The following is a 14,835-nucleotide window of genomic DNA, read 5'->3' on the forward strand; positions in this document are numbered from 1 at the left end:
TCATGTATAAGATTCTAAAAGCAGAAAAACTGGCTGATAAGATTTATCTCATGGATGTGGAAGCACCGCGTGTTGCCAAACATTGTGAGCCGGGTCAGTTTGTGATTGTAAAGATGGATGATAAGGGAGAGAGGATTCCACTGACAATCTGTGATTATGACCGTGAAGCGGGTACGATCACAATTGTATTTCAGGAGGTTGGAGCGTCTACAGTGAAGATGTCCGCTTTAAAGGCAGGAGACACTTTCCGGGATTTCGTGGGACCTCTTGGATGTGCGTCTGAATTTGTGGAGGAAGACTTAGAATCCCTTAAGAATAAAAAGATGCTTTTCGTAGCCGGCGGTGTAGGAGCTGCTCCGGTATATCCGCAGGTAAAATGGCTGCATGAGCATGGAATCGAGGCAGACGTTGTACTCGGTGCCAAGACAAAGGATATGGTAATCCTTGAGAAAGAGCTGGATGCTGTTGCGGGTAATCTGTATGTAACAACTGATGATGGTTCCTATGGACGTTCCGGTATGGTAACGGCTGTCGTAGAAGATCTGGTACAGAATGAAGGCAAGAAATATGATGTCTGTGTAGCAATCGGACCGATGATCATGATGAAATTCGTATGTCTTCTGACTAAGAAGCTGGAGATTCCAACGATTGTCAGCATGAACCCGATCATGGTAGACGGAACCGGAATGTGCGGCGCATGTCGTCTGCAGGTTGGAGATGAGATTAAGTTTGCCTGTGTGGACGGACCAGAGTTTGACGGACATCTGGTAGATTTTGATCAGGCAATGAAGAGAAGCCAGACATATAAGACCGCAGAGGGACGTGCAATGCTGAAGCTTCAGGAAGGCGATACACATCACGGCGGATGCGGACATTGCGGAGGTGACAACTAATGGGAGATGTATTAAAGAAAGTACCGGTAAGAGAACAGGATCCAAAGGTGCGTGCAGCGAATTTTGAAGAAGTATGTCTTGGATATAATCAGGAAGAAGCAATGGAAGAGGCTTCCAGATGTATCAATTGTAAAAATGCGAAGTGTATTCAGGGATGTCCGGTATCTATCAATATACCTGGATTTATCAAAGAAGTAAAAGAAGGCAACATTGAGGAAGCATATAAAGTCATTGGTCAGGCTTCTGCACTTCCGGCTATCTGCGGACGTGTATGCCCGCAGGAATCCCAGTGTGAAGGTCAGTGTATCCGCGGCATCAAGGGTGAGCCGGTTTCTATTGGTAAGCTGGAGAGATTTGTAGCAGACTACGCTCTGGAACATGATATCAAGCCGATTGGCGCAGAAAAGATGAACGGACATAAGGTTGCCGTTATCGGTTCCGGTCCGGCAGGTCTGACTTGTGCAGGAGACCTTGCAAAGCTTGGATATGAGGTGACTGTATTTGAAGCTCTTCATGAGCTGGGCGGCGTGCTTGTATACGGAATTCCAGAATTCCGTCTTCCGAAGCAGAAGGTTGTTTCAAAAGAGATTGAGAAAGTAAAAGAATTAGGTGTTAAGTTCGAGACAAATGTTGTCATCGGCAAGTCTACAACGATCGATCAGTTAATCGAAGATGAAGGATTTGAAGCAGTATTTATCGGCTCCGGTGCAGGACTTCCGAAGTTCATGGGTATTCCGGGTGAGAATGCGAACGGTGTATTCTCCGCCAATGAATATCTGACAAGAAGCAACCTGATGAAGGCATTTGACGACAGCTATGATACGCCGATTTCAGCAGGAACAAAAGTTGCTGTAGTAGGCGGCGGTAACGTTGCAATGGATGCGGCAAGAACAGCGCTCCGTCTTGGTGCAGAAGTACATATCGTATACCGTCGAAGCGAAGAAGAGCTTCCGGCACGAGTGGAAGAAGTACATCATGCAAAGGAAGAAGGCATTATCTTTGATTTGCTGACCAATCCGAAGGAGATTCATGTAGATGATAAGGGAAATGTAACAGGTGTGACAGTCATTAAGATGGAACTTGGCGAGCCTGATGCTTCAGGAAGAAGACGTCCGGTTGAAGTTCCCGGTTCTGAATATACTATTGATGTAGATACTGTTATCATGTCACTTGGCACATCTCCGAACCCGTTAATTTCTTCTACGACAGAAGGTCTGGAGATCAACAAGTGGAAATGTATTGTGGCTGACGAAGATAATGGCAAAACATCCAAGGAAGGCGTATATGCAGGAGGAGATGCCGTTACAGGAGCCGCAACAGTTATTCTGGCAATGGGTGCAGGTAAAGCTGCTGCAAAGGGAATTGATGAATATCTGAGAGATAAATAAGAATGGAAGTATTTGGAAAGTGCGGGTGTGTGAATCATATCCGCACTTTTTAGAATAAGAATGTTCGGATAGCAAGGAGAGAAGGGTGAAGATCACAGTAATTACAGTCGGAAAAATAAAAGAAAAATATCTGCGGGACGCAATCGGAGAATACAGTAAACGGCTAAGTAAATATTGCAAACTGGAAATCGTAGAGGTGGCAGACGAAAAAACACCAGAGAATGCAAGTGAAACGGTGATAGAAATGATCAAATCTAAAGAAGCAGAGCGGATCGTGAAGTATTTCAAAGAGGATGCCTATATCATTACACTAGAGATTCAGGGAAAGCAGCTTACGTCAGAAGAACTGGCAGATAAGATTGACAGTCTTGGGATACAGGGAAACAGCCATATTATTTTTGTCATTGGAGGGTCGCTTGGTCTGGGCGGAGAGGCTCTTCAGAGGTCAGATTATGCGCTGAGTTTTTCAAAAATGACATTTCCCCATCAATTGATGAGGGTGATTTTGCTGGAACAGATTTATCGGAGTTACCGGATCATTAAACAGGAACCATATCATAAGTAAATGAGGTTTTTGACTCTGGTTATTATATATAGAATCCAAGTCCTTTAGAAAGGAAAAATTAAGAGATATTGAGCAATTACTTTGTAGTAATGCACACCTTTTATATAAACATGCCGTGAATGGAGGGGAAAAGTAATGAATAATTTTATCCCAAAAGAAATTCTTGACGAATTATCATATACATCTACATTAGGACAAAGTTTAAAACAGATTTCATTAAGTAAAACTCCTATTGACCGGATTATACAAGATATAGGAAGGTATAGAGCAAATTATGTAGATATTTTGGTTCAAGAAAATTTGATTGGATCAAGATTCAAAAGTGATGATTCTATATACAGAAAATTTGAGAAAACACTTCGTAATAAAGGTGGCTTTAAACAATGCTTCAATGATGTATTAGGGTTTCGGTTACATTTGGAAGAGTATCCAACGGAATTTCCAGATTATTTTCGTGTAGTGGATTTAAGAAATGGCAAACAGACAGATGATGGATATAGGGCGATACATCTGTACTATCAAAGAGATAACAGAGCATATCCGATAGAAGTTCAATTATGGTGTGGGGCGGACTTTCAATATAATATATGGAGTCATAAGTATATTTATAAATATGATAATGCGGATATTGGAAGAGCAATGTATCAATTGTATGTAGATAAAGAAATTCATACAGAATGGGATTTCATAGAAAAATTAGAAGAAATGCGAGGTGATAAAAATGGGAGATAAAAAGATATATGTTATTGCGAAAATATTTGATAAACAAGGCTGTATTGCGTATAGCTGCAAAACACCAAATGAAGCGAGATGCCTTCCGGGAACTTTAGAAGCAATACGCAAAAAAAATGTACAGATAGTAGTGTTAGATTCGCCAGAAATGTATCCAGAATATGCACCATACACCTATATTGATGATATGAAAACCTATATTGATAAGGTTGCTGAGTTAGAGGCGGTTTCTTAATATTTTAAGCAGAAACCTCACTTGCATCTGTTATGGAGAACCATATCATAAGTGAGTTATTACTTTTAATTAGAAACCTCTCAAAATTTGATTTATTCATAGTTAATTACCTATAGGAAGTATAAAAGTTATGTATTTCACATATAGATTATACTATGCTATACTTTTTTCAGAACGAAAAAGTATGGAGGTTATTATGAAGAAAGACTACAGTAAGTTATGGGTTTTGTTTAAGTCAATGTTTGTACTGAGTGCATGCACATTTGGCGGGGGATTTGTTATCGTATCTCTGATGAAGAAAAAATATGTAGAAGAGTTGAAATGGCTGGAAGAGGATGAGATGCTGGATGTGACTGCGATTACCCAGTCGGCGCCGGGACCTTTACCTGTCAACGCATCCGTGATCATCGGATACAGGATTGCGGGAGTTGTTGGTTCATTGACTGCAATTTTTGGAACAATTCTTCCGCCGATGGTCATTATTTCTGTTATCTCAGTGTTTTATGAGCAGTTTCGCACCAATCCCTATATCGGCACAGCACTGCAAGTGATGAGAGCCGGAGTTGCAGCCGTGATTTTCGATGTAGTATGGAATCTGGCACATAATGTATGGAATACAAAGAGAATATTGTACATTGCCATGATGATTACTGCCTTTATTGCAACTTATTTGTTAGATGTCAGTGCAATGATCATCATTCTGACCTGTCTTGGAATTGGGATTATTGACCTTCTGGTAAAAACATTCGGAATGGTTAGAACAAAGGATGGAGGGATTGTGTAATGCTATTATTCAAATTGTTTTTTGCTTTTATACAGGTAGGAATGTTCAGCGTTGGAGGCGGTTATGCGGCAATCCCTCTGATTCAGGATCAGATTGTAAATATTTATGGCATGATGACGTTGGAAGAGTTTTCAGACCTGATCACGGTTGCAGAGATGACGCCGGGACCGATTTCTATCAACTCTGCAACTTTCGTCGGAATGCGGATCGCAGGAATCCCCGGAGTTCTGTTGTGTTCGATCGGATGTATCATTCCATCGTTTTTCATTTGCCTGATCCTTGCTCATTTTTATTACAAATATAGGACGGTAAGCGGCGTGCAGGTTGTACTTGGCGCAATGCGTCCCGCAGTTGTAGCGCTGATCGCATCTGCGGGGGCATCTATTTTGCTGTTGGGACTCTTTCAGGCAGAACTTCAGGAGGTGGTATTGAGTAATATCCGCTGGGTAGAATTGGGAATTTTTGCGGCCGCGCTGTATATCCTGCGGAAATATAAAGCAAGCGCGATCGCGATCATTCTGGGAAGCGGAGTTGTGGGAACCGCCATTTATGCGATTATGGGGGCAGTAATATAGGTGATATAAAAACAGAAAAATCGTTTCACATGATTTTTAACATAGGAAAGGGAAAAGGGATCGGGTTATGACGATACGGCATTTATCAATTTTTACAACGGTAGCGGATGCAGGAGGCATGAGTAAAGCGGCGAGAATATTGCATATTTCCCAGCCAAGTATCAGTCAGGCGATTGCAGAGTTAGAGCGGCATTATGGAGTAAAATTATTTGAACGTCTGTCTCAAAAGTTATATCTGACGAAAGAAGGAGAGCTTATGCTCTCTTTTTCCCGTCATATTCTGGATTCCTTTTGGCAGCTGGAAGCTGCTATGGATCAGGCTGGAAAGCAGTATCATTTGAATATCGGCTGTAGTGTAACTGTGGGAACCTGCCTGATACATGAGATATTAGATGAAGCCAAACGACAGATGCCAAGCTGCAGGTTTGATGTGATTGTTACTAATTCCTCTGAAATTGAACAGGCAGTTCTGTGTAATCAAGTGGATCTGGCAATTGTAGAGGGAACCATTCTAAATGAGAATCTTTTCGTGACTCCGGTGTGTGAAGATGAGCTAGTCATCGTATGCGGCAGGGAACATCCGCTTTCAAAAGAACCGGTTGTTACGCTGGACATGCTTCAGGGACAGGATTATGTCAGCCGTGAGAGCGGAAGTGTACAGCGCAACCAGCTCGAGCAGTTATTTGATGAACAGGGGCTTTATTTGAATAGGACATTTTGCAGTACAAATACGGAATCTATTAAAAATGCAGTGACCCATGGACTGGGCATTGCCGTTTTCTCAAAAAGGATGGTAGAGCAGGAAATAAAAGATGGAACAATGATCGTTTTGCCGCTCAAAGATATTTGTGTAAAACGCAGTTTCAATCTTGTTATTCATAAGAATAAATATGTATCAAAACAAATCCGGGTGATACAAGAACTTTTGCATTGTGATGTGGAAGTTTAAACCGGAAATTAATTTCTTGACGAATGCTCCTTCATTCTTTATAGTAGAGTCATAAAAAGCATGTAGAAAAGGAGAGAAACAGTTATGGTACATCATATTGTAATGTGGAAATTTAAACCTGAAATTACAGAGGAGCAAAAACCGGCTCTGAAAAAAGCAATGGCGGAAAATCTGACCGCTCTTGTGGGAAAAGTGCCCGGACTTTTGTCGCTGGACTTTGTAGATAATCCGCTTACTTCCAGTACCCATGACATTGCACTTGTCAGTACACTGGAAAGTGCAGAGGATATTGGGGTATATGCTGTGCATCCGGCGCACATGGCAGCGGCAGATACTTATATAAGACCTTATGTAACAGAACGTGCATGTCTGGATTATTAAGGGGAATTTGTATATAAATCATTGTAATAACAGACTATAGCATCAAACAAAACAAGGAGAAAAGATTATGATTTGGATTATAATTCTTACCATCGTTGTACTGGCTGTTATCTGGCTCATCAGCTCTTACAACGGTTTTGTAACACTTCGAAATAAGACAGAGGAAGCATTTTCCGCAATGGATGTATCATTGAAGAAACGCTATGACTTGATTCCAAATTATGTAGAAACAGTTAAAGGGTATGCAAAGTACGAATCTGAAACACTGGAAAAGGTTGTGAATGCACGAAACATGGCATTGACAGCGACTACACCGGAGGAGAAGATCGAGAACGACAACCTGCTGACAGGAAGTATGCGTTCTTTATTTGCAATTGCAGAGAGCTATCCGGAATTAAAGGCAAATACTAATTTTGTAGAGCTTCAAAGACAGCTTTCTAATATTGAAGAAGAGATTGCAGGAGCTCGCCGGTATTATAACGGTGTTGTGAACAAATTCAATACAAAAACGGAAGTGTTTCCAGGCAGTCTGGTCGCTGGAATGTTCGGTTTCCACAGAAAACCATTATATGAAGTTCGGGATATACAGGAACGTGATAATGTAAAAATATCTTTTTAATATTCATAATCCACGGTGCAATACAACATCCGGCGGTGGATGTAAAGTGTGGTTTTACGGCTGCACTGTTACGAGATGTATAGAAATAAGAAAACGAAACTGAATGAGGGAGTATATGAAAGTTTATTTTAGAAATTATCGGAGAAGCTTTGTTTATCTTGCAGTCTGGATTTTACTTTTTTTTACAAGCGGTAATTTGAGTCTGATGGGTCTGTTTTCTTCATCAAATGGTGGGCAGGAGACCGTGATAGAAGATGTGTATATGACTACAACGGGATATCATACACAGATTCAGATAGGGGAAGATAATTCCTATTTGGTTTCTGAAGAAATCCATGTAGATTTTCAGAATCCCCGGCATGGGATTTACCGCTATGTACCGCAAAAAGGGATTGTTACAGAGATACGGGAGGATGGAAGTATTGCTGAGATTCCGTATTATGCACAATTTGATTCTAAGAAAACGCAGGCTTCCGTACCCATAGAGGTCAGTACGGATAACGGCAACAAGGTGTTTCGTCTGGGGAGTGCCGACGAAATTGTTGTTGGCGCTCAGGAATATCAATTACAGTACGATGTAACTCCGGTTACCGGTAAAGGCTATAACAATGCTTATTACAACATTTTTCCAACAGGATGGCAGAATCAGATTCCTGTGGGAAGTACATTTTCCATTTCATTTCCGAAAAAAATCAATACGGATTCCTTACAGATATATTGCGGTCGTTATGGTGAACGTATGGATGGCAGGGAGATTGTACGTCTGACATGGAATGGCAATACTGTATCCGGCGAACTTTTACAGGAGCTTCCGGTTGGAACAGGAATGTCCTTTTATGTTACTCTGGAGGAAGGGTATTTTACTGCCGTAAATACAACAAGACCGATAAATCTGCTGCTGATCTTGATTTCCGGCGGCGCCGTTCTGGTTATGGCTGTCATGTTTTTCTTCTTTGGAAGGGACAAACAGATTATTCCATCCATACAGTTCCATCCGCCCAGCGGGATGGACAGTGCGGCAGTGGGGTATATTATAGATGGGAATGTATCTGATACTGATACCATATCATTGCTTCTTTACTGGGCAGATAAAGGGTATTTAAAAATCCGGGAGACACAAAAATCCACACTTGCTTTCACAAAATTGGGAGATCTGCCGGACGATGCACCGGAGTATGAGAAGACTTTGTTTGACGGGATTTTTGGGAAATATGCTCCTGTGGGCGAGGATGTGGTTCTTTCCAGTCTGAAATATAAGACAGCAGATATTTTTGCCAAAACTAAGAAACAGATTGCAAAAAATTACTCTCACAGAGTGTATACGGACAGTTCTAAGATTGCCCGTGCAGTAAGTTCTATATTAAGCGGCATCCCATTCGTTGGGTTTACTATCAGTCTGGTCATGTATACAACTGCCAATGGACTGGTATTCCTGCTGTCGGTTCTTTATTTGATTGGTATGCTTCTTTTCAACCAGACTGTGGATTACTGGTATTCCAGGGCGAGGAGTCCTCGGTTGGCCATGGGAAGTGTGGCAGTAGCAATGAGCGTGACTTCTGTGGCATCACTGGTTTTGGTTTATGGAATCGAAATGCTTCGCGGAAATCTTCTCAATTTATTTCCGGGACTTGCGGCAGCTTCTGTAACATCCCTTGCCGGGCTTATACTTACGGGATTTATGAAGAAGCGGACAGAGGAATGTGTGGAATGGATGGGATATCTGGTCGGTCTGCGAGATTTTATCGAAACAGCAGAACTGGAACGTATGAAAGTAATCGCACAGGATTCGCCCCAGTTATTTTATCATATTCTGCCTTTTGCTTATGTGTTTGGCCTGTCAGATATTTTACTGGATAAGATGAAAGACCTTACTCTGCCGGCGCCCGAATGGTATGAGACGAGAAGCGGTAATAGGACGTACTTTGATTATTATATGATGCGCCATATGCTGCACGGTGATATGAAACATATAACAACAACAATTTCTACACCCAGACCGCCGCAGTCTTCAGGAGGTTCTTCCGGAGGGACCAGGGGCGGCGGGTTTTCCGGCGGAGGTTTCGGCGGCGGAGGGGGCGGCAGCTGGTAGCAGCTGCGGAGAGTTTAACATAAAGGCTGTTCAGAGCAGAAACAATGACTGTTTTGTGACCGCCTTTCTTTTTATATAACAGGGTTGAAAAATTGTGGAGATTACTATGGATTATAAACTGTTAATGAATACGGCGGTTCTGGCGGGAGTCACGATGTTAAAAAGCGGTGCGGAGACTTACCGGGTGGAGGAGACGATTGTCCGTATTTTAAAAACCGCTAATGTGGAGACTGTGGAAACTGTTGTACTGACCACAGGTATATTTGTGACACTGGACAACCCCGACATGGAAAACATTTCCGTAATTAAACGTGTGGAGAGCCGGGGAACAAATCTGAACCGGATTGGGTGTGTCAATTCCATATCGCGCCGTTACTGTGCCGGGGAGATGACGCTGGAAGAGGCTTATACAGAGCTGAAAGCAATAGGGGGCAGACAGTACAGAAGAGTGATATACAATCTGGCAACAATTGGTGTCTGTGCCGGATTTGCACCGTTGTTTGGCGGAAGCTTCCCTGAAATCGGCGGAGCCGCCCTGGCAGGGGTGACACTGGCGCTGGTTACTACGATTGGAAAATATTTACGGATACAGGGATTTCTTTTAAATGTTTTCAGTGCGTTTGGAGCCGCATTGACTGCGATTTTCTTAAAATCAATATTTCCGGGTCTGCATATGGATACTGTCATCATCAGCAGTATTATGCCTATCGTACCCGGTGTGGCGATTACTTACGCAATCCGTGATTCCCTGCAGGGAGACTATCTGGCGGGAGCAGCCCGGTCTATGGAGGCCTTTATGACCGCGGTGGCGATTGCACTAGGCGTGGGTATGGGAATGGCCGTTACGGGAATTTTACAGCCGGGAGGTGGATTGTTTTGAATATTATAAATCTGGTTCTGGGAACTGTGGGAAGTTTTATTGCCATCGCATGTTTTGCAGTACTATTGGAATGTCCGAAGAAGCATCTGCCTTATGCCGGAATCATTGGTGCAGTCGGAGGCGGAGTTTATTTATTATGTATGGAATGTGAGATGGGAGCAGTTATTGCATCCTTTTTATCAGCGCTGGTGATCGCTTTTTTGTCACATACATTTGCACGGGTGCTGTATGCTCCGGTCACTATTTTCCTGATTCCGGGAATACTGCCGACCGTTCCGGGAGCGGGGATGTACCGGATCGTCTATTATATTATGGCCGGAAAGAATGGAACGAGCGCCTATTATCTGGTTCAGACTTTGGAAATAGCAGGGATGATAGCGTTGGCAATTTTTTTGGTGGGAACATTTTTTAAGGTGTTAAAGCAAATTAACTGGAAAGTCTCAAATAAGTAATGGAGTAAGTAACACAGAGCAAGAATATGGAGTAAAGGGAAAAGGAAGACAGATATGACGGGAAAAGAACAGAAAGACAAAATCAGGAAGGTGAGAAAAAGACTTGAGTGTCTTCCTGAGGAAGATTACAAAGCGTTCAATCAAAAATTACTGCCAGGGGTGGAGCATATACTTGGCGTGCGTATTCCAGCCATTCGGATCATCGCAAAGGAGGTTGTAAAAGGAGATTTTTATGAATATCTGAATGAGGCAGAGGACGGTGTCAACGAATCCTCTTATCATGAAGAACTGATTCTGTTGGGGCTCATCCTCGGTTACGCAAAGATGGATAAAAAGGAGCGGACCGTTTATCTGGATACATTTGTGCCGAAAATCAGTAACTGGGCAATTTGTGACACTTGTACCATGAATATGAAGTTTATGCAGAAGGAGCAAGATTACTGGTATTCATATATTTTGAAATACAAAAGCAGCAATTCGGAATTTGAGCTTCGTTTTTTGTTGGTTGCGCTGTTGGCACATTTTATTGACGAAGAGCATATCGATGACATTTTGCATATCTGCAACGTGGTGCATCATAACGGCTATTATGTAAAGATGGCTGCGGCATGGCTCGTCTCAATCTGTTATATCAAATTCCCAGAGAAGACAGGAAGATTTCTTGAAAATAATGAGATGGATGATTTTACACATAATAAGTCTATTCAGAAGATACGGGAATCTTATCGGGTGAGTAAAGAAGAGAAGGAGCGATTAAATCTATTAAAACGGAAAGAGTTACCGTAAAAAATCGGAACAGCATATCTGTTTTATGCGGGTGGTTATAGCAATCGTTTCTTCTGATTTATAAGCGCACGGGATAAGTATACATAAGTAGAGAAATAAATCTAAAAAATTTTTAGATTTTCTGAAAAAGAGTTTGTATAAAAGATGTATTTTGGCATTGCCTGTCTATCTTTTTTCATGTATAATACCCAATTGAAAATATTGTGAGTGAAGACAGGAGGAAGACAGATGACAAAGAGAAATGACATCCACAAAGTACTGATCATCGGTTCCGGCCCGATTATTATCGGACAGGCTTGTGAGTTTGACTATTCCGGCACACAGGCTTGTAAAGCATTGAAAAATCTGGGATACGAAATTGTATTGGTGAATTCCAATCCGGCAACGATTATGACTGACCCGGAGATTGCTGACGTTACTTATATTGAACCATTGAATGTAAATAGATTAGAGCAGATTATTGCAAAGGAAAGACCAGATGCCTTATTGCCGAATCTCGGCGGACAATCCGGTCTTAATTTATGCTCCGAATTAGCCGAAGCAGGTATTTTAGAGAAATATAACGTAGAAGTCATCGGAGTCCAGGTTGACGCGATTGAACGCGGCGAAGACCGCATCGAGTTCAAGAAAACGATGGACAGCTTAGGCATTGAGATGGCAAGAAGCGAAGTTGCCTATACAGTAGACGAGGCTCTGGCAATCGCTGATGAACTGGGATATCCGGTCGTTCTTCGCCCTGCTTATACAATGGGCGGCGCCGGCGGCGGGCTGGTATACAATATCGATGAGTTGAAGACAGTCTGTGCCCGTGGTTTACAGGCAAGCCTTGTAGGTCAGGTGCTTGTAGAGGAATCTATCTTAGGCTGGGAAGAACTGGAACTTGAGGTTGTACGTGATTCAGAAGGCAATATGATTACCGTGTGTTTTATTGAGAACATCGATCCTCTTGGCGTTCACACCGGAGATTCTTTCTGTTCTGCACCGATGCTCACTATTTCAGAAGAAGTACAGAAGCGTTTGCAGGAAAAATCACATAAAGTTGTAGACTCTGTCCAGGTAATCGGCGGCTGTAATGTACAGTGGGCACATGACCCGAAGACAGACAGAGATATTATTATCGAGATCAACCCGAGAACTTCCCGTTCCTCCGCCCTTGCCTCTAAGGCTACTGGATTCCCGATTGCCCTTGTATCTGCAATGCTGGCAACAGGACTGACATTGAAGGATATTCCGTGTGGAAAGTACGGCACACTGGACAAATATGTGCCGGATGGAGATTACATTGTGATTAAGTTCGCACGCTGGGCATTTGAGAAGTTCAAGGGTGTAGAAGACAAACTGGGTACACAGATGCGTGCAGTCGGTGAGGTTATGAGCATCGGTAAGACATTCAAAGAAGCATTCCAGAAAGCTATCCGTTCACTGGAGACAGGACGCTTTGGACTGGGACATGCAAGGGATTTTGACGGCAGAAGCAAAGAAGAACTTCTGAAACTGTTGATCCATGCTACAAGCGAGCGATATTTCGTGATTTATGAGGCTTTGAGAAAAGGCGCCACAATTGAAGAAATCCACGAACTGACTAAGGTAAAACATTATTTCCTTGAGCAGATGAAGGAACTGGTGGAAGAGGAAGAGACTCTGCTCTCATTTAAAGGACAGCTTCCGGCAGATGAAGCGCTGGTTTCTGCAAAGAAGAACGGATTCTCTGACAAGTATTTAAGCCAGATTTTAGAAGTAGATGAGGAAGACATCCGCAATAAGAGAATCAGTCTTGGTGTAGAAGAGGCATGGGAAGGCGTTCATGTAAGCGGAACAAAAGACAGAGCATATTATTACTCTACCTACAATGCCAAAGATAAGAATCCCATCAGCACAGGAAAGCAGAAGATTATGATCTTAGGCGGAGGACCGAACCGTATCGGACAGGGAATCGAGTTTGATTACTGTTGTGTACACGCTTCTCTGGCGCTTAAGAAGCTTGGATTTGAGACAATTATTGTAAACTGCAATCCGGAGACTGTTTCCACAGACTATGATACTTCAGATAAGTTGTATTTTGAACCGTTGACACTGGAAGATGTTCTGAGCATTTACAAGAAAGAACAGCCGGTAGGCGTGATCGCACAGTTTGGCGGACAGACACCGCTTAACTTGGCTGCTGATCTTGAGAAAAATGGTGTGAAGATATTAGGAACCGCTCCGTCCGTTATTGATCTGGCAGAGGACCGTGATCTCTTCCGTGAAATGATGGACAAACTGGAGATTCCGATGCCGGAGTCCGGAATGGCAGTAAACGTAGAGGAAGCGTTGGCGATCGCTGAGAAAATTGGTTATCCGGTAATGGTCCGTCCTTCTTATGTACTGGGCGGACGCGGTATGGAAGTTGTATATGACGCGGAAAGTATGGCTGGATATATGGAAGCTGCTGTCGGTGTAACGCCGGACCGTCCGATTCTGATCGATCGTTTCTTAGGACATGCAACAGAGTGTGAGGCGGATGCGGTAAGTGACGGAACCCATGCATTTGTTCCGGCTGTAATGGAGCATATTGAGCTGGCAGGAGTTCATTCCGGAGACTCTGCATGTATCATCCCGTCCAAACATATTTCTGAAGAAAATGTAAAGACAATTAAAGAATACACAAGAAGAATCGCAGAAGAAATGCATGTCAAAGGTCTGATGAATATGCAGTATGCCATCGAGAACGGCAAAGTATATGTGTTGGAAGCAAATCCACGTGCATCCAGAACCGTACCACTTGTTTCTAAGGTATGCAATATCCGTATGGTGCCGCTGGCGATTGAGATTGTGACAGCAGAACTGACTGGAAAGCCTTCACCGGTTCCGGCGCTGAAAGAACAGAATATTCCGTATTATGGTGTGAAGGAAGCTGTTTTTCCATTCAATATGTTTCAGGAGGTAGACCCGCTCTTAGGACCGGAAATGCGTTCTACAGGAGAAGTATTAGGTCTGTCCAAGTCCTTCGGAGAGGCATTCTATAAGGCACAGGAGGCGACACAGACGAAATTACCGCTTGAGGGAACGGCTCTGATTTCTGTCAGCAACCGGGATAAAGGAGAGGTTGTAGAAGTAGCACAGGATTTTGCAGACGCAGGATTTGAGATCATCGCATCCAAAGGAACTGCAAAACTACTCAATGAGAATGGAATCAAAGCGGAGAGCATCAAAAAGCTGCAGGAAGGCCGTCCGAATATGCTGGATCTGATCACAAACGGTAAAATTGACATTATTGTCAATACTCCGTCAGGAAAAGAGAGCAAAGACGACGACAGCTATCTGAGAAAGGGCGCTATCAAGAAAAAAGTTCCGTATGTGACAACTATGGCGGCAGCGAAAGCAGCAGCAAGCGGAATCCGTGCGATTAAGAAAAATGGCAACAGCGAAGTAAAATCTATCCAAGAGATTCACAGCGAGATTACAGACAAATAGTTGTAGTTCAGCATGATTGCGGAATAGGACAAAAACGCCGCACATACACTTTTT

Annotated in this window: 15 protein-coding genes; all 15 read left to right on the forward strand. The window is 42.8% G+C overall.

Translation table 11 applies throughout. The features are described from left to right. Positions 1-2: 2 nt before the first annotated feature. Positions 3-893: a sulfide/dihydroorotate dehydrogenase-like FAD/NAD-binding protein gene (locus tag NFS18_RS01570; RefSeq protein ID WP_251386979.1), complete on the forward strand. Its 891-nt coding sequence runs from the start codon at positions 3-5 to the stop codon at positions 891-893. Then, positions 893-2,281 (forward strand): NADPH-dependent glutamate synthase, encoded by a 1,389-nt coding sequence (gltA, locus tag NFS18_RS01575; protein WP_251386981.1) that lies wholly within the window; start codon positions 893-895, stop codon positions 2,279-2,281. Before NFS18_RS01570 ends, gltA begins: the two co-directional genes overlap by 1 nt. Positions 2,282-2,366: 85 nt before the next feature. Beyond that, positions 2,367-2,846 carry a 23S rRNA (pseudouridine(1915)-N(3))-methyltransferase RlmH gene (rlmH, locus tag NFS18_RS01580; protein WP_251386983.1) on the forward strand — a complete coding sequence of 160 codons (480 nt, stop codon included), beginning with the start codon at positions 2,367-2,369 and terminating at the stop codon, positions 2,844-2,846. A gap of 135 nt (positions 2,847-2,981) precedes the next feature. Next, positions 2,982-3,578, forward strand: a complete 597-nt coding sequence (locus NFS18_RS01585) for a nucleotidyltransferase family protein (protein WP_251386985.1) — start codon at positions 2,982-2,984, stop codon at positions 3,576-3,578. Next, positions 3,568-3,813, forward strand: a complete 246-nt coding sequence (locus tag NFS18_RS01590) for a DUF6718 family protein (protein ID WP_251386987.1) — start codon at positions 3,568-3,570, stop codon at positions 3,811-3,813. Before NFS18_RS01585 ends, NFS18_RS01590 begins: the two co-directional genes overlap by 11 nt. Positions 3,814-4,009: 196 nt before the next feature. Then, a complete protein-coding gene (locus NFS18_RS01595; RefSeq protein WP_251386989.1) occupies positions 4,010-4,597 on the forward strand; it encodes a chromate transporter in 588 nt (195 codons plus the stop codon). Further along, positions 4,597-5,172, forward strand: coding sequence for a chromate transporter (locus NFS18_RS01600; protein WP_251386990.1), 576 nt, complete (start codon positions 4,597-4,599; stop codon positions 5,170-5,172). Before NFS18_RS01595 ends, NFS18_RS01600 begins: the two co-directional genes overlap by 1 nt. A gap of 67 nt (positions 5,173-5,239) precedes the next feature. Then, complete coding sequence (locus NFS18_RS01605) at positions 5,240-6,121, forward strand: LysR family transcriptional regulator (protein WP_251386991.1); 882 nt, start codon at positions 5,240-5,242, stop codon at positions 6,119-6,121. Positions 6,122-6,205: 84 nt separating this feature from the next. Then, positions 6,206-6,502, forward strand: coding sequence for a Dabb family protein (locus NFS18_RS01610; RefSeq protein WP_251386992.1), 297 nt, complete (start codon positions 6,206-6,208; stop codon positions 6,500-6,502). Between the two features lie 67 nt (positions 6,503-6,569). Further along, positions 6,570-7,121 carry a LemA family protein gene (locus NFS18_RS01615; RefSeq protein ID WP_331477431.1) on the forward strand — a complete coding sequence of 184 codons (552 nt, stop codon included), beginning with the start codon at positions 6,570-6,572 and terminating at the stop codon, positions 7,119-7,121. Positions 7,122-7,236: 115 nt separating this feature from the next. Then, positions 7,237-9,210 (forward strand): DUF2207 domain-containing protein, encoded by a 1,974-nt coding sequence (locus NFS18_RS01620; RefSeq protein WP_251386993.1) that lies wholly within the window; start codon positions 7,237-7,239, stop codon positions 9,208-9,210. Positions 9,211-9,316: 106 nt separating this feature from the next. Continuing rightward, positions 9,317-10,090 (forward strand): threonine/serine exporter family protein, encoded by a 774-nt coding sequence (locus NFS18_RS01625; protein WP_251386994.1) that lies wholly within the window; start codon positions 9,317-9,319, stop codon positions 10,088-10,090. Next, entirely contained in the window at positions 10,087-10,542 is a 456-nt protein-coding gene (locus NFS18_RS01630) for a threonine/serine exporter family protein (protein WP_331477432.1), read from the forward strand. The genes NFS18_RS01625 and NFS18_RS01630 overlap by 4 nt, the downstream gene beginning before the upstream one ends. Positions 10,543-10,596: 54 nt before the next feature. Then, positions 10,597-11,328 carry a DNA alkylation repair protein gene (locus NFS18_RS01635; protein WP_251386995.1) on the forward strand — a complete coding sequence of 244 codons (732 nt, stop codon included), beginning with the start codon at positions 10,597-10,599 and terminating at the stop codon, positions 11,326-11,328. 228 nt (positions 11,329-11,556) lie between these two features. Beyond that, positions 11,557-14,781, forward strand: a complete 3,225-nt coding sequence (gene carB / locus NFS18_RS01640) for a carbamoyl-phosphate synthase large subunit (RefSeq protein ID WP_251386997.1) — start codon at positions 11,557-11,559, stop codon at positions 14,779-14,781. Positions 14,782-14,835: the final 54 nt, after the last annotated feature.

The sequence above is a fragment of the Mediterraneibacter agrestimuris genome (genome assembly GCF_943193195.1).
In the GTDB taxonomy this organism is placed as follows: Bacteria; Bacillota; Clostridia; order Lachnospirales; family Lachnospiraceae; genus Schaedlerella; species Schaedlerella agrestimuris.